The following is a 25,794-nucleotide window of genomic DNA, read 5'->3' on the forward strand; positions in this document are numbered from 1 at the left end:
AAGTTGTTTTTTTCCTAGCGGAGCGCTAATTTCAGTTGGGTTCACTGGAGTTCTTGTTTTGGTGCTTCCGAGCGGCCCCCGCGCGCCCCCCCCCGCCGACCTCAGAGCTGCACCTGAGCCAGGATCGGTGGGCTCGGCGCCGCGGACCCGCCGCGGGGTTCGATCGTCACCGCCACCACGTCGGCGGTGTCGATCCGGTCGATGAGCGCGGGAGCCGCCGAACCCGTACCCGGCACCAGCCCGGCCGACACCGGCGCCGCGTTCTGCCCGCCGACCAGCCACAGCTGATAGGTCCGGTCGTCGGGCAGCGGCGTGCTCCGGTCCCGCAGGACGGCCACCGCCTGGTTACGGCTACGCGAGGCCACCACCGACATCGATCCGTTGTCACCGGAGAGCCGGGTGACGGTCAGCGTCGCGTCGGGTGCCTGCAGCACGTCGAGGACATCCTGATCGGCGCTCACCTCGGGAGCCGGCGTCGGCGCGAGTTGCCGCCCGATCAGCACCCCGGCGCCCAGGGCGACGACGACGGCGACGGCCGCGGCGGACAGACCCACGGCGATCCGGCGCCGCCGGGCCCGACGCGCGTCGAGGTCGCTCACCACGGTCGGCTCCCTCATCCCGGTCGTCTCGGCCGTATCCGGGCGTTGGGGTGCGGACGCGGAGCCGGCATCGGCATCGGATTCGGTATCTGCGTCGGTAGCGGAGCCGCTATCGTCGTCGAAGACGTGGGCCAGCACCGCCGCACGCAGCTCCGGTGGTGCGGCCAGGGCGTAGCTGCCCGCGAAATCGGCCATGGTGGTGTGGATTTCGGTGATCCGGCCGTCGTAGATGGTGCGCTCGAGCGGTGTCAGGCCGGCGTACTCGGTGTCGAACCGCGCGTTCTCGTCGGGACGCAACGCCGAGATGGCGAAGAGTTCGACGTGGTCGTCGAGCCAGTCGGTGTCAGCCATGGCCATGTCCTCGTACGCAATCGCGCAGTCGTCGCAGTCCGTCACGGATCCGCGATTTGATGGTGGGCAACGGGGTGTCGGTCTCTCTCGCCACCTCGGGATAGGTCATCCCGTTGAAATACGACATCTCGATGCTGGAGCGCTGCAGGGCGGTGAGGTCGTCGAGGCAGGTGCGCAGCGTGCGGGTTTCCTCGCGGTCGACGACGACCTCGAGTGGCAGTGGGGCGGACACCGTCGCCTGCGCGACCCCGGCCTCGGTGCTGCGCCGGCGTTGCAGTTCCTCGGAGCGGACCCGGTCGATGGCCCGGCGGTGCGCGATCGTCATCATCCAGGTGATCACCGAGCCGCGGTCGGGCCGGTAGGTGGGGGCCTGCTGCCAGTACTGCAGATACGCCTCCTGCACCACCTCCTCGGCGTAGTTGGCGTCGCGGATGACCCGTAACACCAGCCCGTAGATCCGCGGATTGGTGAGGTCGTAGAGGCGGGTGAAGGCATCCCGATCACCGGAGGCCGTCGCGGCGAGCAGATCTCGCATCGACAATTCGGCGTCCTCGGCATTCGGGGTCACCGCACCACCGTAACCACGTCGAGGCGGAGGCGCTCCCGAAACCGTTCGGGCGGGCGTCATCGACTCGTCGACCGTCGATACAGCAGCAGCGACACCGGCACGCAGATAGCGAGGATCACCGCGCTCGCACCGATCGAATACGCCATCGCGTGATCGGCGACCCAGCCGGTGGGCGGCGGGAAGTCCGGCGGTGCGGTGTTGCCGAACTTGTCGCGGGCCATGGTGGCCACCGCGGTCACCGGATTCCACTCGGCTATCGTCCGCAGTGGGCCCGGCAGGCTCTGCGCGGAGATGAAGGCGCTGGAGAGGAAGGTCACCGGGAACATCCACAGGAATCCGATGCTCTGTGCCACTTCCACATTGGGGGCAGCCAGGCCGCTGACCGCGCCCACCCAGGCCATCGCCAAGGCAAACAGTGCGATCACCGCGAACGCGATCACCGCGTCGCCGACGCTGCCGCGGATCCGCCAGCCGATGGCCAGCCCACTCGCGACCATCACGGCGACACCGAGCGTTCCCAACAGCATGTCCGAGCCCACCCGCGCGGCGATCACACCGATCCGCGACATCGGCAGCGAGCGCAGCCGGTCGACGATGCCGCCGGACATGTCACCGGCGAGGCCGACGGTGGTGAACGCGGCGTTGAACACCACGGTCTGGGCGAAGATACCGGCCATCAGGAACTCGCGGTAGGGCGCACCGCCGAGGGTGGCGCCGAAGACGTAGGCGAACAGCACCACGAACATCAGCGGCTGCACGGTGGCACTGAGCAGCAGAGTGGGGATTCGCTTGACGGTGAGCAGGTTTCGCTCGACCAGGACAGCGGTGTCAGCGAACATTGCTGAGCTCCTTTCGATCGGCGGTGAGGCGGAGGAACACGTCGTCGAGGGTGGGGGTGGCCACGACGGCGTCGACGATCTCGACTCCGACCTCGTTGCACACCTGGACCGCGGACACGGCGCTGCGCGTACCGTCGGCCACCGGAACCGACCAGTGTGTCTCGTCGACGCGTTCGGGCATACCCAAACCGATCTCGGCCAGGGTGGTCGCGATGACCTCGGTGGTGCCGTCGATCTCGGTGGCGCCGGCCGCGCCGCGCACGTGTCGCGGCGCCACCTCGACGGTGAGGATCGCACTCGCCGCGGTCTCCTTGAGTTCGGACGCCGAACCCTGCGCGCAGATCCGGCCGTGGTCGATCACGGTGATCTCGTCGGCGAGTTCGTCGGCCTCCTCGAGGTACTGCGTGGTCAGCAGCACCGTGGTGCCGGTGGCCACCTGCTCGGCGATCACCTCCCAGATCTGGCGCCGGCCACGAGGATCGAGGCCGGTGGTCGGTTCGTCGAGGATGATCAGTTGCGGGTCGTTGATCAGTGCGCCGGCCAGATCGAGGCGCCGGCGCATGCCGCCGGAGTAGGTGCGCATCGGGCGGTCGGCGGCGGCCGACAGGTCCAGTTGCTCGATCATGGCCCGGGCGCGGTCACGCGCCTCCCGGCGCGGATGACCATAGAGTTGCGCCACGAGCCGGAGATTCTCGAAGCCGGTCAGGGTGGGATCGACGGCGGCGTACTGGCCGGACACCCCGATCACGGCACGCACGGCGTCGGGGTCGGCGAGCGCGTCGATCCCGCACACCGTGACGCTGCCCTCGTCGGGACGCATCAACGTCGCCACGGCGCGCACCGTCGTGGTCTTGCCCGCCCCGTTGGGTCCGAGCAGGGCGTGCACGGTCCCGGACCCGACCTGCAGGTCGAGACCGTCCAGTGCGCGCACCGACTGCCGGGAACCGAACGATCCGGAGCCGAATGTCTTTGTCACGCACCGCAGTTCGAGGGCATTGGTAGTCGAATCGGCGGCCGCAGCTGCGGCGGTGGCCGCGATCTCGGATGCGGTCATTCGGTGGCGTCCCACGTGGGGTCCTTTCGCTGGGTCTCGGCCGCCTCCATGGCGGCGATCAGGCTTGCCGGGCGCATGTCGCGCCAGTTGTGTTCGACATAGTCCAGGCATTCGTCGTGGCCTGCGGGCCCGAACACCTGCCGCCAGCCGCGGGGTACGGGCGCGAAGTCGGGCCAGAGCGAATGCTGGTTCTCGTCATTGACCAGCACCGCGAAGGTGCCGGTGGTGTCATCGAAGGGATTGGTCATGGTCGTCCTTTCTCGCGGATCGCGGGGGTGAACCCGGTGACGTTCTCGCCGAGCAACATTCGTGCGTGGGTGCAGTCCAGAGAAATCTCGGTGACCGGCCCCCGCAGGGTCTCGCGCCAGCCGTGCAGCGCCGACGGTCCGGGTGGTGCGTCGCGTGTCGCGGTCACGAACACCGCGTCGCCGTCATACGGACGGGGATGCCAGTCCTCGGCGAGCCGGGAAGCCGACACGAATGTCTCGTGCACCCGGCTGAACTCGTCGAAGTCCAGCGAGGCCAACGGGCCGCCCGTTGCCCTCAGGGTTTCCCACGCCTGCCGCGGCGTCGGGTCGGTGTGGTCGCCGGGAACGGTGATCCCGAACTCGGCCATCAGCGCACCGATGTCGGGGGTGGTGTCCAGGTCGGGGCGCTCGGCGACGACGAACGAGTCGAGGATCATCAACTGGCCCACCGATTCTCCGGCGTCGGTCAGTGCCACCGCCATCTCCTGCGCGATCAGGCCGCCGAGCGACCAGCCGAGCAGGTGATAGGGGCCGTGGGGCTGGATGCGTCGGATCTGCTCGACGTAGTGGGCAGCGAGATCGACAAGTCCCTCCGGTGCCGGCCCACCCGACAGTCCGGGATGCTGCAGGCCGATGACCTCGCGATCGGCGGGCACATGCGGTAGTAGCGAACCGAAACTCCAGGACAGCCCGATCGCCGGGTGCACGACGAACAGCGGGGCCCCACCGGTGGGGTGCGGCGTGCGCCGCAGGGGCAGCACCGTGTCCAGCGCTCCGGCCGGTGACGCCGTCGGATCGGTGTCATCGGTCGCCCCGTCGATCAGGGCGGCCAGTCCGGCCGGGGTCGGATTGGCGAACAGGTCGTTGACGCGTAGGTCCGAGCCGGTCCGGGTGGACAGTGTCGCGGCGACCTCGGTGGCCGACAACGAGTTTCCGCCGAGATCGAAGAAGCCGTCGTCGGCGTGCACCTCCTCGGAGCTCATGCCCAGGACACCGGCGAAGACCGCGGCGATCACGGCCTCGGTGCCCGCCCGCGGGGCGCGGCCGGAGCGCGCGCCCCGACTCGGGTCGGGCAGCGCGGACCGATCGAGTTTGCCCACCGGGGTCAGCGGGATCTCGTCGAGGACGGTGATGCCGGCCGGGATCATGTGCCGGGGCAGGCGCCGGGCGACGTGCCCGATGAGGCGGTCGGTGTCGATCACCGCGTTCGGCGCCGGCTTCACATACGCCGCGAGGGTGGCGCCATGGCCGTCGTCGCGCACCGTCGTCACCGCGAAATCGACTGCGGCGCACTCGCTGAGGGCGTCGTCGATCTCGCCGAGCTCGATGCGGAACCCACGCACCTGTACCTGGTTGTCGGCACGTGCGACGTACCGGAGGCGTCCGGTGTCGTCCCGTCGCACCAGATCGCCGGTGCGATACATCCGGGCACCCGCGCTCTGCGGCCCGGTGACCATCGGTGCGGCGACGAATCGGCCGGACGTCAGGCCCGGCCGGCGGTGATACCCGCGCGTCACCTGATCGCCGAGGAGATAGAGCTCCCCGGTGACGCCCGCCGGGACCGGATGCAACCGCGCGTCGAGAACCAACGCACCCACGCCATTGTTGGGTGTGCCGATGGTCAGATCGGTTGCCGCGTCCAGGGGTTGGCTGCCGGTGGTGATGATCGTGGTCTCGGTGGGGCCGTAGACGTTACGCAGTGTGCGTCCCGGCGCCCACTGCCGGACCAGTTCCGTTCCGTAGGCCTCGCCGCCGATCGCCAACTGCGTCAGCCTCGGAACCGCGGCGGGATCCATACTCGCGACCGCCGCGGGGGTGATGAACGCGTGGGTGACCCGATGGCGGGAGATGAAGTTGGACAGCGCGGTCCCACCGAAGACATCGGGCGGCACGATCGCCAGCGCCGACGCCCCGGCGGCGGCCAGCAGGAACTCCAGCACCGACGCATCGAAGCTCGGCGACGCGAAATGCAGGACGCGAGAGCTGATGTCGGGACTCATCTGTGTGCGCAGCTCGTCGTGCACGGCACGCAGGCCCGAGTGCGGTACCAGAACTCCCTTGGGGAGTCCGGTGGAGCCGGAGGTGTAGATGACGTAGGCGAGGGCGTCGTTGCGGCGCACCGGGATACGTTCGGTGTCGCTGATCGCACGCGGTGAGGAGTGGCCGAGCCGCGACCGTGTCGAGGGAGCGTCGAGGATCACCGTGGGCACCGCGGTGTCGAGTCGATCGGCGACCGCGGTGGTCGTCACGACCAGTTGCGCTCCGGAATCGGCGAGCATGTGCGCGATCCGGTCGGCCGGATAGGTGGGATCGATCGGCACATAGGCCGCCCCGGACCGCACGATCGCCCAGATGGCCACCAGCGCATCGATGGAGCGGGGGATCGCCATCGCGACCACCGGTTCGGCATCCTGATGACCGCTGTCGTCGTGACCGGTGTCCCGATCCCCGATGCCCCTGCCGAGGAGCACCCGCGCGAGCCGGTTGGCCCGGGCGTCGAGGGTGGCGTAGGTGACGAAATCGGTCTCTCCGTCCGGGGTTTCGGCGAGGGCGGCGAGGCCTTCGGGGTTGCGGCGCACGGCGTCGTCGAACAACTCCCCGAGGGTCATCGGGGACTGGGCGTCCGGCCCGCGCTGCGGGCTGACCTCGGCGACCTCGAGCGGATCGGTGATCCGGATGTCGCCGACCGGGCGATCCGGGTCGGTGATCATCGCCCGGACGACCCGCAGCAGGCGGATCGCGAGGGTCTCGGCGTCGGCGGCCCGGTACCGGGACGGGTCGAAGGTGACCTCCAGTGACGCCGGCGCGTGTGCGGGGTCCTCGGTGCGGGCCCGACGCAGTCCGGTCGCGGTGAACTGCAGGTCGAATTTCGCCGCCGCCACACCGATATCCATCACCGACGCGGTCAGGCTCTCCGACAACGGAATCCGCGCCCCGGCGAGTCCCTCGCCGAAGTCGTGGACCGACAATGCCACCTGGAACAGGGGATGACGGCCGGTGGTGCGCTGCGGGTTGAGGGCATCGACGACATCACCGAAGGGTCCGCCGCTGTGATCGAGCGCATCGAGGTCGTCGTTGCGGGTCCGCGCGAGGACATCGGTGACGGTCTCGGCCGCGCCGAATTCGGTGCGCAGCGCGAGGGTGTTGACGAACATGCCGACCATCGGCTCGCAGTCCAGCGATGGTCCGCCGTCGGCCGGTCCGGCGCGGTTGGCGACCGGCGTGCCGATCACGAGGTCGTCACCGGCGCCGAGTCGATGCAACAGGATCGCCAGTGCCGTGTGCAGCACGGTGAACGGTGTCGTGTCGTGGTGCCGTGCCCAGTCGACGATGTTGCCGCGCAGCACGTCGTCGATCGCGATGCGGACGTCACCGGAATCGCCGGTCCCAACTCCGGTGGTGTCGTCGGAGCCCGGCGTGACCGTCGGGGTCACGGTGGTCTCCGGTGGCGAATCCGCCAGTCGCGCGGTCCAATACGACACTTCGGTGTCGGCGACGGTGGCGGCGCGCAGCGCGTAGTCGCGGTAGTCCGACGCGGCCTGCGGCCACGACTCGGTGCGTCCGGACAGGCGTTCGGTGTAGGCCCGTGCCAGGTCGGCGGCGATAATCGGCAGTGACGCACCGTCGACGGCGATGTGATGCATCACCAACAGCAGCACCTGTTCGGCGGGGTCGTCGGCGTCGGTGTCGGTGCCGGCGGTGGTGAGCAGGTGTGCCCGGATCGGCGCGGTCGCGGTGGGATCCAGTGGCGTGGTCGCCCGTTCGAGCGTTGCGGCCGCCAGGTCGTCGACGTACTCGGGTCGCAGATCGCCGATCACCTGCGCGGCGTCGTCGAGGACCACACCGATCGGCCGTCCGGCCACCGCGGGAAACACGGTCCGCAGGGTGACATGCCGGGTGAGGAGGTCGATGAGGCAACCGCGCAGGATCGCCACATCGAGATCGCCGTCGAGGCGGATGGCCAGGGGGATCAGATACTCCGCCGACTCGGGCTGGGAGCGGGCCAGCGTCCACAGCCCACGCTGTACCGGTGCCGCCGGAACCTGTTGCGGCCGTACTACGGTGGTCACCTGCCGATCCTCGGACCCGGGGACCACGGTGCCGTCGATGACCTCGGAGGCACCCGCCACCGGGCCGACGAGGGCGGCCAGGTCGGCCACCGTCGGATGGTCGAAGAGGTCACGCACGCGCAGCGGGGTTCCGCTGTGCGCCCGGTTGAGGCGGCTGATCACGGTGGTCGCCTGCAGCGATGTGCCACCGAGGTCGAAGAAGTCGGCGTCGTCGGTGACGCTCGACGCTGCGATGTCGAGAACCCCGGCCAGGGTGGTGGCCACCAGTTCGGTGGCCGTGCGGGCCTGCGGCGGTTGCGCAGTTGTCTCCGCGGTGCCGTCCTCTTCGATCACGGCCTGCGCCGCGGTGGGAAGCGCGGTGCGGTCGAGTTTCCCGTTCGGTGTCAGCGGGACGTCGTCGAGCATGACGACCGCCGACGGCACCATCGGCGTGGGCAGCCGACGACTCACGAATCCGCGGAGTTGTTCGGCGGTGGGCGCATTCTCGCCGCGTAGCCGGACGTAGCCGACGACGGTGGCCTGCGCTCCGGTGCCGGAGACGGCGGCGGCGGCGAAGTCGACCTCCGGGTGGGCGCCGAGCGCGGCGGACACCTCGTCGAGTTCGATGCGGAAACCCCGCACCTTGACCTGATTGTCGCCGCGCCCGTGGAAGATCAGCGCGCCGTCCGCTCGGCGGTGTACCACGTCACCGGTCCGGTACATGACGCCACCGACCGCACCGGGGGCCGCGACGAAACGAGAAGCGGTCAGAGCGGGCCGAGACAGATAGCCGCGGGCGACGCCGGGCGAGGCGAGATACAACTCGCCGGGCACGTGATCGGGTACCGGGCGCAGACGGTGGTCGAGCACGAGCGCACGACATCCGGGAATCGGTGCGCCGATGGTGATCTCGTCGTCGACCAACAGCGGCTGCGACATGGTGGCGACGATGGTGGTCTCCGTCGGGCCGTAGCAGTTGAGCAACCGGAGATCGGCCGACCACCGCGACACCAGTTCGGCCGGAACGGTTTCGCCGCCGACCGCGAGCGTGTCCAGCGCCGGCAACTCCCGGTACTCGGCGGTGGCCAGGGCGGCGGGCGTGACGAAGGCGTGGGTGACCTCGGTGGCCGCGATGAACTCGACGAGTTCGTCCCCACCCACGATGTCGGTGGGGGTGATCACCATCGTCGCGCCGGTGGTGAATGCGAGCAGGAACTCCAGCATCGAGGCGTCGAAGGCCGGGGAGGCGAAGTGCAGGGTGCGATGCCCCGGGCGCACGCCGTGACGCCGGCGCTGCGCATCGGCAAAGGCGGCGATACCGGCGTGGGACACACTGACGCCCTTGGGTTCTCCGGTGGACCCGGAGGTGTAGATGACATACGCCAGCGAGTCCGGGTGGCGTCGGTCGCGAGGTGGCACGGTGATGGAGTCGACCGGCCACGAGTTCAGTGCGTCGGTGTCGACCCACCACACGAGGTGCGGGAGGGCCGGGATGCGATCACCGGCGGTGATGCCGGCCAGCGCGCCGGAGTCGGCGAGCATGTGCGCGATCCGGTCCGCCGGATGGCGGACGTCGATGGGCAGGACGACGGCACCGGCGAGGGTGATGGCCCAGGTGGCCAGTACCGATTCGAGGGAACGCGGCAGGGCCACCGCGACCACATCCTCCTCGCCGATACCGAGGTCGGCCAGGTGACCCGCCCAGATCTGGGCGCGAGATGCCAACTCGCGGTAGGTGAGTGCGCGTTCCCCGTCGATCACCGCGACCTGATCGGGGTGGGCGGCAGCGGACTCGTCGAGCAGGTCGGCGAGATGACGGGGGGTGGGTGCGACGGTGATCGCATCGTCGCGGGTGGTGTCGTCACGGCCGCTGACGAGGTCGATGTCGTCGATGGCCCGATCGGCATCGTCGAGGCTCGCCCGTGCCATCGTCACCAGGTTCTCGGCGAACGCCCGAACCCGGTCGGCGCCGAACACGGCCGTCGCATAGGTGATCTCGAGTTCGTCGCCGCGCGCCCGGATCTCCAGATCGAAACGCGCCGAGGAGGTGTCGAGGGCCTGTGGGGTAACCGTGATCCCGTCGAGGGTGGGCGCCGGCAGTGCGGCGACGCCGTCGGATGCGGTGGCATCGGCGGCCAACGCGATGGAGAACAGCGGATGACGGGCGCTGCGGGGCGGATTGAGCAACCCCACCAGATGTTCGAAGGGCATGTCGGAGTGGGCGAGTGCCGCGAGGTCGCGGGTGCGGACGTCGTTGAGCAGTTCGCGGAATCCGGACCGGCCGTCGACCGGGGTGCGCAGCACCACGGAGTTGACGAACATGCCGACCGTCGCGGCCAGCCGCGGATCATTGCGTCCGGAGACCGGGGTGCCGATGACGATGTCGGAGACCGCGCCGTCGAGGTGGACCTCGGTCCGGGCGTCATGCCGGTGCAGGGTGGCGGCCAGAAGCGCGTGCAGCACCGTGAATTCGGTGATGTGACCGTCGCCCAGTCGCTGCAGGCGGCTCCGCAGGGTGCGGTCGAACGGCACCCGGAGGACGGCGCCGGTGGAGTCGCCGGCGTTCGCCTCGGCGGCATCGGACCGGATGACATCGGGACGGAGGGTCGGCGTGTGGTCGAGGTCGGCGAGGGTGTCGCGCCACCAGTCCGACAGTTGCGCCAGTCGGCTGTCCCGGTCGTCGATGCGGTGCGCGGAGAGTGCCACGCCCGCATCGACGCCGAGACGCTCGGCCTGCCACCGCAGATGGTCGCGGTAGCTGACCGGCAGGGGCGCCGGCGACGGTGATCGACCGTCGCGCAGACGCCCGTAGGCGCTCGCGATGTCCTTCGCGAGAGGCGCCATGGACCAACCGTCGGCGGCGATGTGATGCACCACGACGGTGAGTTTGTGATGGTCGGGATCTCCTGAGATCCGGTGCAGTGCAGTGCGGAACGGGCTCTGGCGGGTCAGATCGAACGGCCGGCGCGCCAGTTCGGTGGCCTCGTGGTGCCAGCGGGGCGCCTCCACGGGTTCCGGCGTCAGCGCAGGTGCCGCCTCGTCCACCGACACCACGACCATCTCGGGTCGTCCGTCGTTCTCGGGGTAGATGGTGCGCAGCGGTTCGTGCCGATCCACCGCCCAGCGCACCGCACCCTCTAGCGAGGCCACATCCAGCGGGCCGACGAGATCGAGTGCGAATGCGATCGAGTACGACGCCGGGTTGTCCGAGGCGTCGGCGGCGTCGGCGGCCAGCCGGTTGAGGAACCACAGTTGCTGCTGTGCGGGACCCGGGACCACCGGGGTGTCGAGTCCGACCGGAATGGTCAGCGGAACGTCGTCGGTGTCGATGGCCGCGTCGGTGGTGCTGCTGTCGATGGTGCTGCCATCGTCACCGGCCAGGCGGGCGAGCCCGGTGACGGTGGGATGGTCGAAGACGTCGCGGACGTCGATGCGCCGTCTCCCGAGGTGTTCAAGCGTGCCCACGATCTGGGTGGCGAGCAACGAGTTGCCGCCGAGGTCGAAGAAGTCGGAGTCCCGTCCGACGGTGGCCGGGTCGAGACCCAGTCGATCGGCGATCAGGTCGGCGACGGCACGTTCGGTGTCGGTGGTCGGCGGTTGGCCGGTGGCGTCGGCGCCGGCGGTACCCAGCGTGAGGTGCTCGATCGCCGCCGGATCGGTGAGTGCGCGGCGATCGATCTTGCCCATCGGTGTCATCGGGATCCGGCTCACCGCAACGATGTTGGCGGGAACCATATGCGACGGCAGCTGGTCGGACAGTTGTGTGCGCAGCGTCCGCAGGGTTGCCGAGGTGTCGGTGACGTCGTCGGCGAGGGTCACGTGGGAGGTGAGACGGGCGTGTTCGTTCTCCCCGTCGACCACGGTCACCGCGGCGGTGACCGCGGGGTCGGCGCTCAGCGCGGCGTCGATCTCGCCGAGTTCGATGCGATGTCCGCGGACCTTGGCCTGCGAGTCGGCGCGCCCCCGGAATTCGAGTTCGTGATCGCCGGTCCAGCGCACGAGGTCTCCGGTGCGATACATCCGGTCGCCGGGCGATCCGTACGGGTTGGCGATGAACCGCTTCGAGGTGAGGGGCCGGATGCCGTGATAGCCGCGGGCGAGGTGATCGCCGGCGATGTAGAGCTCACCGACGGTTCCCGGCGCGACCGGGCACAGCCGCTCGTCGAGCACCATGGCCTCGATGCCGCGGATCGGCCGTCCGATGGTCAGCGGCGTGTTCGGCATGATCTCCGCCGAGACGGTGGCGACCACCGTGGTCTCGGTGGGACCGTAGGCGTTGAACAGCGCCGGTCCGCGCGACCAGTCCTGTACCGCTTCAGGGTTGGGATGTTCGCCGCCGATCACCAGGGCGCGCAGGCCGGGGACGTCGTCGGGTGACATCGTGGTGAGCAGCGACGGCGTGAGGAAGGCGTGGGTGATACCGCGCTCGTTCATCAGCTCGGCCAGCTCACGTCCACCGACGGTGCCGGGAGGTGCGATGTGCATGGTGGCGGCCGCCGAGATGGCCATCACCATCTCGAGCACCGACGCGTCGAAGCTCGGGGAGGCCAGGTGCAGGGTCCGCGCCTGCGGACTGAGCCCGAAGTGTGAGACCTGGTGTGCGGCAAAGTCGGCGAGCCCACGGTGGTTGACCACGACGCCCTTGGGCGTGCCGGTGGTTCCGGAGGTGTAGATCAGGTAGGCGGGCTGATCCACCGACAGGGGTGCAGTGAGTTCGTGATCGCCCACCGGACCGGTCGCGGATGCCGCGGTCTCGCGCGTGTCGTCGACGGTGAGGATCGGCCGGGTCCCGGCCGGCTCGGCGACGGCGGGCCGTGCGGCCGCATCGGTGACCAGCAGGATCGCATCAGAGTCGGTGAGCATGAAGGAGATCCGCGCCGCGGGATACGAGGGATCGACGGGCACCCACGCAGCACCGGTGCGGGCGACCGCCCACACCGCGGTGATCCAGTTGACGCCGCGCGACAGTGCTACTGCGACAAAGCGTTCCGGTCCGGCGCCGCGCTGCAGCAGTTCCCGGGCCAGCGCATTGGCGCGCTGATCGAGCTCGCGGTAGGTCAGCGCGGTGTCGGCGTCGCTGACCGCGATCCGATCCGGTTCGGCGCGCACCGCGTCGGCCAGCAGGGTGGTGAGGTGTTCGACCGGGCGGGCGGCGTCGCCGACCGCCGGGACCAGTCCCAGGCGTTCGGTGGGATCGAGCACCATGATGTCGCCGATCGGGGTGGCCGGTGCGTCGATCACGGCATCGGTGATGCGACGCAACCGCGAGAGCAGCAACTGTGCCGTCGAATCGTCGAAAAGGTCGGTGGCATAACCGAGTTCGGCAGAGATGCCGGCCGGTGCGCCGGCGGCGTCCCGATGTTCGGTGAAGGTGAACGCGAGGTCGAACTTGGCCAGTCCGGTGTCGACGCGCGATGCGGTCGCCGACAGGCCGGCGAAGTCCAGATCGACCGCTCCACCGGTGTCGCGGGCGCCGACCATCGGATCCTCGAGTGCGATCGACACCGCGAAGAACGGATGGACGCCGGTCGTGCGGGCCGGGTTGCACTCCGACACCATCCGGTCGAACGGCAGGGCGGCGTGGTCGAAGGCGTCGAGGTCGACCTCGCGGACGGCGGTGAGCAGCGAGTCGAAGGTCATGTGCTTGTCGACGGTGGTGCGCAACGGGAGGGTGTTGACGAACATGCCGATCAGACCGTCCACGTCGGCGTCGCCACGACCCGACACGGGAGTGCCGACGATCAGGTCGGATTGGGTGGACACGGTGCGCAGCAGGGTCGCGACGATCGCGTGCAGCGTCATGAACACGCTCGCGCCACCGTCGTCGGCGACACGGCACAGAGCCGCATGGGTGGCCGCCGGAAGGGTGGCGGTCGTCGTCGTGCCACGCAGGGTGGCCGACCGGGGGCGGGGTCGATCGACGGGGAGTTCGGTCTCGGCCGGCGCGCCGTCGAGGGCGTCGGTCCAGAAGCGCAGATCGGCGGCACCGTCCGCGGAGTCCAGGGCGGCGTGGCGGGCGGCGCTGATCTGGGAGTAGGTCACCGGCAGGGGTGTCCAGTGTGGCGCGTTCCCGGCGCAGCGGCTGCGGTAGGCGGTGGCCAGGTCGTCGGCCAGCGGGCCCAGTGACCATCCGTCGGCGGCGATGTGGTGGACCACCACGGTGAGCCGGTGATCACCGTCGGCGATCCGCAGCAGGCGGGCCCGGATCGGGATCTCGTTCTCCAGATCGAAAGGCAGCCCGGCGAACTCGACGTCGGAGCTCTCCTCGGCGACGTCGGCGACCGACAGGGGTGTGGCGACCTCGGCCGGATCACGCACCTCGATGTAGGCCGTACCGGCCTCCTCGCGGACGGTGCTGTGCAACGGTTCGTGCCGGGCGATCACGTCGCCCAGCGCGGCGTGCAGGGCGGGCACGTCGAGATCGCCGACGAGGCGGACGGTGAACGGGATGTGGTAGCTCGCGGTGGCACCGGAGGCCAGCTTGCTGGCCAACCACAGGCGATGCTGGGCGGGGGACAGCGGCACCGGGCCCTGGTTCTGCGTTTCCGCGTCCTGCGTGTCCTCGTCGCGGCGAGCGCCTCCGGCCTCGGCGACGTGGGCGGCGATCGCGGCGAGGTCGCCGGCGTCGAAGATGTCACGAATGCCGATGCGATGACCGGTGGTACGGGACAGCCGTGCCGATACGCGGGTGGCCGACAGCGAGTTACCGCCCAGGTCGAAGAAGTTGTGCGACATGGACACCGAGTCGCGGCCGAGTACGGCGGCGACGGTGTCGGCGACCAGCTGCTCGGCCGGCCCGGTGGGGGCGACGAACCGTGCGGTGAGTGCGTCGGTGGTGATCTCCGGTGCGGGGAGTGCGCGACGATCGAGTTTGCCGTTGGCGCTCACCGGCAACGTGTCCAGCACGACGATCGCCGTCGGGATCATGTGGTCGGGCAGCCGGTCGCGCAGCATCGACCGCAGGTCCTGATCCTGCAGTTCGGTACTGCCACTGACGTATCCGACGATCGACGGTTCACCGTCGACGACGTCGTCGCGGAGCACGGCACCGGACGAGGTGACCCCGTCGATCCGGGCGAGCGCCGCCTCGATCTCACCGAGTTCGACGCGCTGGCCCCGGATCTTGATCTGGGAGTCGCTGCGTCCGAGGTACTCCAGCGATCCGTCGGCGCGGCGCCGCACCAGATCACCGGTGCGGTACAGGCGTGCGCCGTCCGGGCCGGCGACGAACCGCGACGCGGTCAGATCCGGGCGGGCCGCGTACCCGCGGGCGAGTTGCACACCGCCGAGGTACAGCTCGCCGATCGCCCCCGCCGGTTGCGGGTTCAGGCGCCGATCGAGGACCGCGACGGTGGTGTTCCACACCGGTGTGCCGATGGGGATGATATCGGCGTCGGGTGAACAGAAGTCGTGGTGGGTGACGTCGATGGCGGCCTCGGTAGGGCCGTAGAGGTTGTGGATCGGCGCGCCGGACAGGCGGGCGGTGGCCGCGACGGTCGCAGGGGTGAGCGCTTCGCCACTGGTGATGATCCGGCGCAGGCTCGACAGGCTCTCGTCGTCGGTCCTCTCATTGCCGGCCGAACCGAGGGCCTCGGCGAATGCCGCGAGCATCGACGGAACGAAGTGCGTCGTGGTGATCTGTGCATCGTCGATGACCTGCTGCAGATACCACGGATCGCGATGGCCGTCGGGGGTCGGCAGCACCAGGGTGGCGCCGGTGATCAACGGCCAGAAGAACTCCCAGACCGACACGTCGAAGGTGGCCGGTGTCTTCTGCAGCACCCGGTCGTCGGCGCCCAGCGGGTAGGAGTGTTGCGTCCAGCGCAAGCGGTTGACCAGCGCGCGATGAGAGACGATGACACCCTTGGGCTTTCCGGTGGAACCGGAGGTGAACAGGACATAGGCCGGCTGATCGGGGCGGGGACGGGTCACCGCCGCGGGTGCGGTCGTGGTGAGGTCGTCGAGGGTTGTGGTGGACAGATCGCCGACGGACCGAAGTGGTGCCGCGTTCCCGACGATGGCCGTGGTCGGCCGCGCGGTGTCGAGGATGTGGGCGAGTCGCTCGGCTGGTTCGTCGGGATTGACCGGCAGGAACGCCGCCCCGGCCCGGATGGTGGCGTGCAGCGCGACGAGTTGGTCGATTCCGCGCGCAAGGGCCACCGCGACAACCGATTCCGGTCCGATTCCATGGGCGGCGAGGCCGGCGGCCGCGGCGTCGGCACGCTCGGTGAACTGCGCGTAGGTCAGGGTGGTGCCGGTCGTCGCATCGATGAGCGCCGGGTGGTCGGGGAACCGCGCGGCGGCGTCGTCGACGAGGTCGAGGACGGTCTGCTCGCCGAGATCGAGATACTCACCCGTCGACGCCGCGGTGATCGCGGAGCGTTCGTCGACGCCCGGCAGCGCGATGGCGGTGACCGGGCATTGCGGATCGGCGCGCACGAAACGCTCGAGAAAGTCGATGAATCGCCGATGATGCGTGGCGATCTCGGCCTTGGAGTACAGGTTCGGGTTCGCCTCGAGATCCAGGCGCATGCCGCCGGTGAAGCCGTCGTAAACGTTGATCGAGGCGTCCTCGACCGGTCCGGTCGACAGGACGTTCAATTCGCCACGCAGGGAACCGAAGTCGATGTGCTCGAAGAACAGCATCACGTTGACCATCGGGCCGAAGAAACCGCGTCGGCCGCCGGTGTTGCCCAGGACATCGCCGGTGATCTCCTCGTGGCGGAACCGCTGATGCCGCAGGGCGTGCTTGATCTCGGTGTTGGTGGCGCCCATCAACTCCGCCACCGAACGGGGTCCGCCGTTGCCGTGCAGCGATACCCGGATCGGCACCACATTGGAGGTCAGTCCCGCCGAGGTGCGCAGGATGTCGGTGTCGCGGCAGGCGACCGGCAGCGAGAACATCGCCTCGTCGCGGTTGTTGAGCAGAGCGAGGTAGAGAGCGGCCGCGGCGCTGATGACGGAGGCGGGACGCACTCCGTGGGCCGTGCCGGCAGACCTGATCGCAGCAACGAGGGGCTCGGTCAGCTCTGCCGGATGGACGGTGGCCACTCGCGCCGCGGCCGCGGTATGGGAGGTCAGGGAGGTGATCTCGGCCGGCTCGCCGGACGGGTCGTGCAGGACGGCGGCCCAGTGCTCGCGGGCCGCAGCGTATCGGTCGGATTCGCGCCAGGTGCGATCGATCTCGGCGACCTGCGACATCGAGGCGGTGGTCGCCGGGGCGACCGTAACATCGTCGGACAGTGCGGTGTAGTGCGCGGCGACGCGCAGCATCATGTACATCGCGGCGTAGCCGTCGAACGCCAGGTGGTGGCCCCAGCAGTACCAGATGTGATGCTGCGGCCCGAGCGTCAGCAGATAGGTCTCCAGTAGCGAGTCGGCCATGAGATCGGTCGACCGGGAGCGATGGTCGTCGATCCAGGCCAGGGCCGCCGCCCGCGGATCGGGGTCGGACGAGAAGTCACGCCGCCCGAGCGGGATCACGCGATCACGATCGACGCGCACCAGCGGCTCGCCGTCCTCGGTATCGACGAGGGTCAGCAGACCCGACTCGGTCTCGGCGGCCGTCGCGGCGACCGCGCGGCGCATTACTTCGCCGTCGACCGCATCGTGGAACTCGGCATATGCGGCAACCGACATGGGGACGTCGGGATCGAGCTGCTGTGCGTAGTAGATGCCGCGCTGCGCCGCGGTCATCGGGATGGTCTCGGCAGTCTCGATCGTGTCGGTGATCAAGTCGTCGATACTCACAGGGGAGCCTCCTGACGTGGACGGGAGTCTGTGGACGGGAGTCTCTGGTGGACGGGCCCGGGATCGGCCGACGTGCTGCAGCCGTGCCCGGTGGTGACTCGCGCGGTGCTTCGTCCGGGGGATGGACGCAGATGGGTGAGACGGCGAAAAAGTTTTGTCGCAGGCACGGATTTGGTTCCCACCTGCGGTTTCACCTACACTTGACGGGTTGCCCGCAGCACGCATGTGCCGCGAATCGGCTCACGAACCCACTGGGAGGTCCCGCGCAAGCGGAAAAGCCCAGGCAGGCGTGTGTCCGGTGGTGACAGACCGTGTGCGTCGGGTCGGAAATCCGGCGGACATAACCATCCAGGTCAAGGAGAGAATCGAGTGATTCAGCAGGAGTCTCGCCTGCGGGTCGCCGACAACACCGGTGCCAAGGAGATCTTGTGCATCCGTGTGCTCGGCGGTTCGTCGCGGCGCTACGCCGGCATCGGTGACGTCATCGTCGCCACCGTCAAGGACGCCATCCCCGGCGGCAACGTCAAAAAGGGTGAGGTCGTCAAGGCCGTCATCGTGCGCACCACCAAGGAGCGCCGTCGCCAGGACGGAAGCTACATCCGTTTCGACGAGAACGCTGCCGTCATCCTCAAGGGTGAGAGCGATCCCCGTGGAACCCGCATCTTCGGCCCGGTCGGCCGCGAGCTGCGTGAGAAGAAGTTCATGAAAATCGTGTCGCTGGCACCGGAGGTGATCTGACATGAAGGTGCACAAGGGTGACACCGTGATCGTCATCTCGGGTAAGGACAAGGGCGCCAAGGGCAAGGTCATCCAGGCCTTCCCGAAGGACGAGCGTGTTCTGGTCGAGGGCGTCAATCGCATCAAGAAGCACACCGCGGCCTCGGCCGGCGAGCGTGGCGCATCGTCCGGCGGCATCGTGACCCAGGAGGCCCCCATCCACGTGTCCAACGTGATGGTCGTGGACTCCGACGGCAACCCGACCCGCGTCGGATACCGCGTCGACGAGGAAACCGGCAAGAAGGTCCGGATCTCGCGCAAGACCGGGAAGGACATCTGATCATGACCACAACTGAGAAGGTCCAGCCTCGGCTCAAGCAGCGCTACCGCGCCGAGATCAAGGACGCACTGAACAGCGAGTTCGACTACGCCAACGTGATGCAGATCCCGGGCGTGGTCAAGGTCGTCGTCAACATGGGTGTCGGTGACGCCGCCCGCGACGCCAAGCTGATCAACGGCGCGGTCGCCGACCTCGCCCTGATCACCGGCCAGAAGCCGGAGATCCGTCGTGCTCGTAAGTCCATCGCGCAGTTCAAGCTGCGTGAGGGCATGCCGATCGGCGCGCGCGTCACGCTGCGCGGCGACCGCATGTGGGAGTTCCTCGACCGTCTCGTGTCGATCGCACTTCCCCGTATCCGCGACTTCCGTGGTCTGAGCGACCGCCAGTTCGACGGCAACGGCAACTACACCTTCGGTCTCAACGAGCAGTCGATGTTCCACGAGATCAACATCGACAACATCGACCGGCCGCGCGGCATGGACATCACCGTCGTCACCTCGGCCACCAACGACGAGGAAGGCCGCGCGCTGCTGCGCCACCTGGGCTTCCCGTTCAAGGACAACAACGCGAAGGACAACTGAGATGGCCAAGAAGGCTCTGATCAACAAGGCCAACAAGAAGCCGAAGTTCGCCGTGCGCGCCTACACCCGCTGCAACAAGTGCGGTCGCCCGCACTCGGTGTACCGCAAGTTCGGCCTGTGCCGCGTGTGCCTGCGCGAGATGGCACACGCCGGCGAGCTGCCGGGCGTGCAGAAGTCGAGCTGGTGACTTCCTGCCGGTGATCTCACCGGCAGCACAGCACAACTGAACCCAAGACCCCGTCTCCCACGTGGAGGCGGGGTCTTGCGTGCTCTCGGGAGCTGCTGGAAGTGGGGGAGGAATGTTCTTCCCCCACTTGTCATTTCGTTCTCGGGAAAGTGCTGGGGGAGGAACCCGAGGGTGGGGGAGGAAGTTTCGTCTCGATTGGTAGAGGCGGCATCGGTGGTCACCCGTGCTGATCGCTCGAGTGTCCCTCGTCCGGAGGAATGTTCGGCGATGACCGTCGCGGGTCCAGGCCATGGGCGGCGCCGGACCATACAATTCAAACTCTCATCGATCGCTACCGCGGCGTCCTGACACGACGGAACCCAGCCGTGTACCACGCCGAAGGACGTCCGACATGCTGAGTCCCGGTTCGACATTCGCCGGATATCGGATCGAGCGTCTGCTCGGGCAAGGCGGGATGGGTGCGGTGTACCTGGTCACCAACCTCGCACTCGATCGGCCTGAGGCGCTCAAGATCATCTCCATCGCCGACGATGACCACCAGTTCCAGCAGCGTTTCACCCGGGAGGCGCGAGTCGCCGGGGCACTGAGTCATCCGGGCATCGTGGCGGTGAATCACCACGGCATCGAGGACGGACTGCCCTGGTTCACCATGCCGGTCCTGAACGGTCACGACCTCACCGAGGACCGCCCCACCATCGACGAGACGCTGGGCGTGATCGCCCGCGTGGCCGACGCGCTCGACCATGCGCACCGCCACAACGTGATTCACCGCGACGTCAAGCCGGCCAACATCCATCTCGGCCGTGGCGCCGACGGCCGGGTGGACCGGGTCACGGTCCTCGACTTCGGCATCGCCAAACTCACCACCGAGACCGGATTGACCAGTACCGGTGCCTTCATCGGCACGCTCACCTACTCCGCGCCCGAGGTCATCGACGGCCGCGGGCTGCTGCCGGCCTCAGACCAGTACAGCCTGGCGTGCACCGCCTACGAACTACTCACGGGAACACCACCTTTCGAGGCCCGCGTCCCGTCGGTGCTGATGGTTGCCCACCTGTCGCGACCCGCTCCGCCGATCGGCACTCGCCGTCCGGCCCTGCGTGCGCTCGATCCGGTCTTCGCCCGTGCCCTGTCCAAGGATCCCGGCCTGCGGTTCCCGGACTGTCGGAGCTTCGCCCGCGCTCTCGTCGATCCAGCGCTGGCCGGTGCTGCACCCGGGCGGCCGACGCAGTCGACGGTCCGACCACCAACTCCGGGTAGTCGTCCGCCCGGGACGGCCACGATCGCCGGTACATCACCGACCGGATACCCACCCGAGGCCGTACGCGCGACGACCACTCGAGCGGCCTTTAGCTCGGTCGATCCCGTCGGCCGTCACAAGCAGGGAGTGCGACGGCGACTCATCGTCGTCGGAGCCGTCGTGTTCGCCCTCCTCATCGTCGTCGTCGGCACGGCCGTCGTTCTGAACAGGAGTACCGGAACGGACCAACCTGGAGATGGCACCGAACGTGCCGCTGCGCAGGTCGTGCCGATCAGACTCGGCACCGTCGCCACCGCGCAGCAGCACACCTGCTCGGTCCGGGACGGTTCCGCATTCTGCTGGGGTGGAAATGACAAAGGAGAGGTCGGCGACGGGACGACCATTGCGCGCACCAAGCCAGTCCGGGTGGCCGGACTGACCGATGTGACCGCGGTCGGCGTGGGTTGGTCCTTCAGCTGCGCGTTGGCGGGTGGAAAGGTCTTCTGTTGGGGCGGCGGGGAAGACGGCGCGATGGGCGATGGTGGTGGCCCCGACCGCCGCACGCCGGTTCAGGTGCCGCTGCTCGGCGAGGCCACTGGACTAACGGTGGGAAAATGGCATGCGTGCGCACTCGTCGACGGGCAGGCCTACTGCTGGGGTGAGAACAAGAATGGTCAACTCGGGGACGGCAGCACCGCCGACGTCGCGCCCGTGTCGGAGGTTCGCGGGCTCGAGAGCGTCGATGCGATCTCGGCCGGATGGGGGAGCACGTGCGCCGTGGCCGGTGGGTCGCTCTTCTGCTGGGGTGATAACGAATACGGACAATTGGGCGTCGGCCACTCCGGGGATTCACCGAGTCCCGCGCGTGTGTCCGGCCTGAGCGGTATCACCCAGGTCTCGGTGGGGACGTGGCATGCCTGCGCGACCGACGGCGATCGCCTGTGGTGCTGGGGAGACGGCGACAACGGGCAACTGGGCGACGGTGGCACTGCGGCAGGCACCAACTCGCCTCGGTCAGTGCTGAACCTGACCGATGTTGCCGCGGTCAGCGCCGGATACGCCAACACCTGCGCGGTTAGCGGTGGCCAGGTGTCGTGTTGGGGCTCCAATGACAAGGGCCAGATCGGCGATGGAACCTTCACCGATCGGCTGGTGCCGACCGCAGTCCCTGGGTTGACCGCCCTCTCGGACGTGAGTGTCGGCAACGAAACGGTGTGTGTGGGCGTGGCCGATGGCGTCAGCTGTTGGGGCGACAACGATTACGGCGAACTGGGGGATGGAACCCGAGGCGCCAGCCGGAGTGCGCCCACCCAAGTGGTCTTCCCGTGAGCGCACGGACCGTCGACTTCCTATTGAGGAGGACATCTTCATGTCATTGACTCCCGGCTCGAACTTCGCGGGCTATCAGGTGATTCGGCGGTTGGGTCGCGGTGGCATGGGTGAGGTCTACCTCGTCGAGAATCCGCAACTCCGGCGGCAAGAAGCCCTCAAGGTGATCGGGAGTGCGGTCAGTGCGGACCCGCAGTTCGCGGCGCGCTTCGCCCGCGAGGCGCAAACCACTGCGGCACTGGATCATCCGTCGATCATCCGGCTGTACCGGTACGGGGTGGAGGACGACGCACCGTGGTTCTCGATGGAATACCTCGCCGGGTCGGACTTGTCCGGTGTTCGGCTGCCGGACCGAGAGGTCGTCGACGTGGCGATGCGGGTTGCCGATGCTCTCGACTACGCCCACTCCCGTGGCGTCGTGCACCGCGACATCAAGCCGGCGAACATTCAGGTGGGCCGTGGAACACGTGGCGAACTCGAGCGCGTCACCGTCCTCGATTTCGGCGTCGCGAAGCTGTCCGCCGCCACCGGGATGACCGGAACCGGAGCATTCATCGGGACGATCTCGTACTCGGCACCCGAGGTACTCGACGGCGTCGAGGCGTCCCCGGCATCGGACCAATACAGTCTCGCCTGCACGCTATTCCTCTTGATGACCGGCAGCGTACCGTTCCCGGGCGACAGCCCGTCGATGGTGATGATGGGCCACTTCCACGCGACACCCTCGGTGAGTGCGCTACGTCCGGATCTCGCTGTGCTCGATCCGGTCTTTCAACGTGCACTGGCGAAGATCCCGACACAGCGGTATGCGTCCTGCCGTGAATTCGTTGCTGCACTCGCACAGGCGATGTCGGTGGCGCACCACGCCGGCGCGACCCGACCCACACCCGCTTTCCCGCACGTGGCCCACCACTATGACCCGACCCAGATCGGACCGTCGCACCCGGTGCCCGGTCGGCCTCGTCGTCGCATCACACGACTGGCGGTGGCAGTGGGCGCGGTGGCCTTGGTCGCCGTGCTTGTCGGCGCGGTGATTGCGGTGGTGCAGAACCGCGACTCGTCGTCCGGTCCGGGACCGGTTGCGGCTGCCGTGCAGAACGGTGTGTCACAGGTGGCTGCCGGGACGTCGTTCAGCTGTGCGGTGCGCGACGGAGATGTGTACTGCTGGGGAGCCAGCGAAGGCGGCGTCCTGGGTACTGCTGCGAGGACGACGTCGCCGACACCGGTGCAGGTCGCCGGGATATCGAAGGTGTCGGTGATCTCGGCGATCAACGACAGCGTGTGCGCGGTGTCCGAGGGGAACCTGTTCTGTTGGGGTGTCGACGTCAGCGCGGAAATGTCTGGCTCAGAAGACAATCGGCCGCATACATCCATCCCCACCAAGGTGGACGGGCTGGCCGGGGTGACCGCGGTGTCGATGCAGAATGACGGCATCTGCGCTGTCGCCGACGGTGAACTGTACTGCTGGGGAGAGAACAAAGCCGGGCAACTCGGCGACGGCTCCACCACCAGCCGCGGCACTCCGACGAAGGTGCCGGGTCTGACTGGAGTACGCAGCGTTGCGTTGGCGTATGCGACGACGTGCGCTCTCGTGGGCGACCGGGTGTCGTGTTGGGGCTACAACAAGGAAGGCAACGTCGGTGACGGTACGACAGTAAATCGGCTGCAGCCCGTTCCGGTGGCCGGGCTCGGCGATGTATCGGAACTGGGCAGTGTCCACAACGGCTTCTGCGCCGGTTCGCAGTCGGGGCCTCTGGAGTGCTGGGGACGATGGCAGGGTCCGTACGTGATCGGGGCCGATTGGTCCAACCCGCTGGCCAAGCCTGAGTTCGGACTCACCGGCGTGACGGTCCTTGCATCCGGCGGATACTCCTCCTGCGCAATCGCTTCGAACGGACTGCGGTGTTGGGGCGATGGCAACTCGGGCCAGCTGGGCAGCGGTTCGACGACACTCGCCGACGGCGAACTGACCGCGGCTCCCTCCGGGATCTCGGACGCAAGTGCGGTCGCCGTCGGCACGCTGCACGCGTGCGCCGTCGCCAATGGCGGCGTGTACTGCTGGGGAGACGGCAGCAAGGGTCAACTCGGCGACGGTGGTACGGACATCCGCGCGACTCCGGTTCGGGTCAACGGCATCTGAGCGCCTGTCGCGTTCACGTTCAGCGTTCCGCGGAACGCTGGGCGGGTCTGCTCAGCGCCTTGAGACGCCACTGCGTTGGGCTGCGTGCCAACAGGTCTCGCCGTCGTCGACATTCACTGCCGCGCCGTGTCGCTGGAATTGTGCGGCTACCCCACCAGCCACAGGTTGGGTGTACACACCAGCGGGACATTCGCGCCAAATGCGCGCAGCACGATTGACGTCGCGCGCGGTGAATAGCTCAGCGCGAGGTGATCGGACGTGTCCTGCGGGCACCCGTCCTGCAACGTGATGTTGCGGGTGTTCTTTGTCCCGGGTGGAAAGAACGTCGAGGTGTACGGGGTGGTCACCTCGTCGTAGCGCGTACCCACGATGGTGTACTTGATGTCGCCGATGGCGTAGACGCCGCCGCTGTTCAGGTTGTTGATGAACGGTGAGTCGTACACCTGCTGAATACCCGCCACACCCACGCCCAAAGTGATCGGTCCCAAGACGTCGATACCCAGATTGTTGATGGTCCGGCCCAGGGTGGCGATGCCGTCGAGGGTGGTGCCGTTGTTCGTGGCACCGAGGGTGACGACGTTGGCGACCTTGTTCTCGCCGCCGTTGAATCGGATGTACTGGCGCAGGGAGATGCCGCCTTGGGAATGACCGACCATATTGACCTTGGTGGCGCCGGAGGACGCCAGAACCTTGTCGACGAAGATGCCGATTTGTTTCCCGGATTTCACGATGTCGCCGGTGGCGTAGACGCCGGGCACCACCGCTCCGAGGCCGCCGCCCTGCGTCAGCGGCTGAATACCGTAGTTGAGTGCTTACACGCAGAATCCTGCGCGCTTGAGTGCCGGCGAGATCATCGCCCAGTTGTTGACGGCATTCTCCCAGGTGCCATGCACGAGCACGACGGGTTCCTGACCGGCCTTGGGCTTGCATGACCAATCGTTCGAACCGGGCGGCGCCACATCGGGGTTGGTCAGGCCGTAGGCGAAGGCGGGCAAAAATGAGGTCTGCTCGGGACCAGAACCGGTCGGCGTGCGCCAACTGCTTTCCCCGTTGAGAAGAAATGTCTCGGTCGCGGCCGCAGCGGGCCTGCTCCCGTCGTCGATGGCGTTGAGCAGATCCTGTTGGGTCGTTGCGGTCGCCGGACCCGCCAGTGTGAGAGTGAGGCAAACGCCGGTGGCCACGGCCCCGATACCGGATAGAACTCGGCGCGTCCAGTGTCGGCGCGGTCCGGTAATCGTCCGCGGTGACGTCTGCGTACGTGACGGCATCGCCACTCCCTCGTGGTGATGTGCTTCACGATGCAGGCGAGCCAGTGCTGTGCATCGCAGATGTCGACGTAAGTTATCACGTCCCTGCGAGTGCAACGAACCTCCGATTCACCGGTTGATCGGTCACGCGCGACCGGGCTTTGAGTACCGGCCGCGGGTCGGTTGCCGGCAGTCTTCAGCGTTCCGCGGAACGCTGGGGTTTGTCGGCTAGGCGGCGTGGGCGAGTTCGGTGGTGCGTTGTTCTCGGTGGCGGTGGTCCCAGATGGTGTAGAGGACTTCGGTGGTGTAGCCGAGGTCGAGTTTTCCGGGGTTGATGGGTACCACGGCGTCGTGGGGGATGGGTGCGGGTTGCCAGCCGTTGGGTGTGTGTTGTGGTGGGGCGGTGAGTATTTCGGTGCCGTCGGTGCGGTGGAAGGTGAAGTGTTGCAGGGCGTGGGTGGTGAATCACCCCCGGTTTCGTGCCGCCTCGATGGTGGGCTGATCCTCGGGGTTGAGGCCAGCGTAGTGGGTGTGTTCGTACTCGTTGGGTGGGAC

The 25,794-nt window shown here is 68.2% G+C and carries 14 protein-coding genes; 6 read left to right on the top strand and 8 right to left on the bottom strand.

All coding sequences use genetic code 11. From position 1 onward, the window contains the following. Positions 1-101: 101 nt before the first annotated feature. The 6 genes from ACWETB_RS23070 to ACWETB_RS23095 form a co-directional block, all read right to left on the bottom strand. Positions 102-950 (bottom strand): anti-sigma factor, encoded by an 849-nt coding sequence (locus ACWETB_RS23070; RefSeq protein ID WP_452213884.1) that lies wholly within the window; start codon positions 948-950, stop codon positions 102-104. Next, positions 943-1,485, bottom strand: a complete 543-nt coding sequence (sigK, locus tag ACWETB_RS23075; protein WP_452213900.1) for an ECF RNA polymerase sigma factor SigK — start codon at positions 1,483-1,485, stop codon at positions 943-945. The genes ACWETB_RS23070 and sigK overlap by 8 nt, the downstream gene beginning before the upstream one ends. An 89-nt stretch (positions 1,486-1,574) precedes the next feature. Beyond that, positions 1,575-2,357: an ABC transporter permease gene (locus ACWETB_RS23080; protein WP_449744154.1), complete on the bottom strand. Its 783-nt coding sequence runs from the start codon at positions 2,355-2,357 to the stop codon at positions 1,575-1,577. Continuing rightward, positions 2,347-3,411 carry an ABC transporter ATP-binding protein gene (locus ACWETB_RS23085; protein ID WP_452213886.1) on the bottom strand — a complete coding sequence of 355 codons (1,065 nt, stop codon included), beginning with the start codon at positions 3,409-3,411 and terminating at the stop codon, positions 2,347-2,349. The genes ACWETB_RS23080 and ACWETB_RS23085 overlap by 11 nt, the downstream gene beginning before the upstream one ends. After that, the gene (locus ACWETB_RS23090; RefSeq protein ID WP_452213888.1) at positions 3,408-3,659 is read right to left on the bottom strand and encodes an MbtH family protein; all 252 of its coding nucleotides are present in this window, start codon (positions 3,657-3,659) and stop codon (positions 3,408-3,410) included. Before ACWETB_RS23090 ends, ACWETB_RS23085 begins: the two co-directional genes overlap by 4 nt. Further along, positions 3,656-17,458, bottom strand: a complete 13,803-nt coding sequence (locus tag ACWETB_RS23095; protein WP_452213890.1) for an amino acid adenylation domain-containing protein — start codon at positions 17,456-17,458, stop codon at positions 3,656-3,658. The genes ACWETB_RS23090 and ACWETB_RS23095 overlap by 4 nt, the downstream gene beginning before the upstream one ends. Before the next feature lie 369 nt (positions 17,459-17,827). On the opposite strand from ACWETB_RS23095, the gene rplN reads away from it, so the two are divergent. The 6 genes from rplN to ACWETB_RS23125 all read left to right on the top strand — a co-directional run bounded on the left by rplN (position 17,828) and on the right by ACWETB_RS23125 (position 23,992). Then, on the top strand, positions 17,828-18,196 hold the full coding sequence (rplN, locus tag ACWETB_RS23100) for a 50S ribosomal protein L14 (RefSeq protein WP_348809172.1): 369 nt from the start codon (positions 17,828-17,830) through the stop codon (positions 18,194-18,196). Position 18,197: 1 nt separating this feature from the next. Continuing rightward, a complete protein-coding gene (rplX, locus tag ACWETB_RS23105) occupies positions 18,198-18,515 on the top strand; it encodes a 50S ribosomal protein L24 (protein ID WP_348805525.1) in 318 nt (105 codons plus the stop codon). A gap of 2 nt (positions 18,516-18,517) precedes the next feature. Continuing rightward, on the top strand, positions 18,518-19,096 hold the full coding sequence (rplE, locus tag ACWETB_RS23110) for a 50S ribosomal protein L5 (RefSeq protein WP_348805524.1): 579 nt from the start codon (positions 18,518-18,520) through the stop codon (positions 19,094-19,096). 1 nt (position 19,097) lies between these two features. Continuing rightward, entirely contained in the window at positions 19,098-19,283 is a 186-nt protein-coding gene (locus tag ACWETB_RS23115; RefSeq protein ID WP_006370432.1) for a type Z 30S ribosomal protein S14, read from the top strand. Between the two features lie 391 nt (positions 19,284-19,674). Further along, entirely contained in the window at positions 19,675-21,852 is a 2,178-nt protein-coding gene (locus tag ACWETB_RS23120; protein ID WP_452213894.1) for a protein kinase domain-containing protein, read from the top strand. A 40-nt stretch (positions 21,853-21,892) separates the two neighbouring features. Next, the gene (locus ACWETB_RS23125; RefSeq protein WP_348805522.1) at positions 21,893-23,992 is read left to right on the top strand and encodes a protein kinase domain-containing protein; all 2,100 of its coding nucleotides are present in this window, start codon (positions 21,893-21,895) and stop codon (positions 23,990-23,992) included. Between the two features lie 146 nt (positions 23,993-24,138). Here ACWETB_RS23125 and ACWETB_RS23130 read toward each other — a convergent pair whose 3' ends face one another. After that, complete coding sequence (locus tag ACWETB_RS23130) at positions 24,139-24,750, bottom strand: lipase family alpha/beta hydrolase (RefSeq protein ID WP_452213896.1); 612 nt, start codon at positions 24,748-24,750, stop codon at positions 24,139-24,141. Between the two features lie 54 nt (positions 24,751-24,804). Then, positions 24,805-25,173, bottom strand: coding sequence for an esterase/lipase family protein (locus ACWETB_RS23135; protein WP_452213898.1), 369 nt, complete (start codon positions 25,171-25,173; stop codon positions 24,805-24,807). Positions 25,174-25,794 lie beyond the last annotated feature (621 nt).

This window comes from Gordonia sp. NPDC003950 (assembly GCF_053605205.1).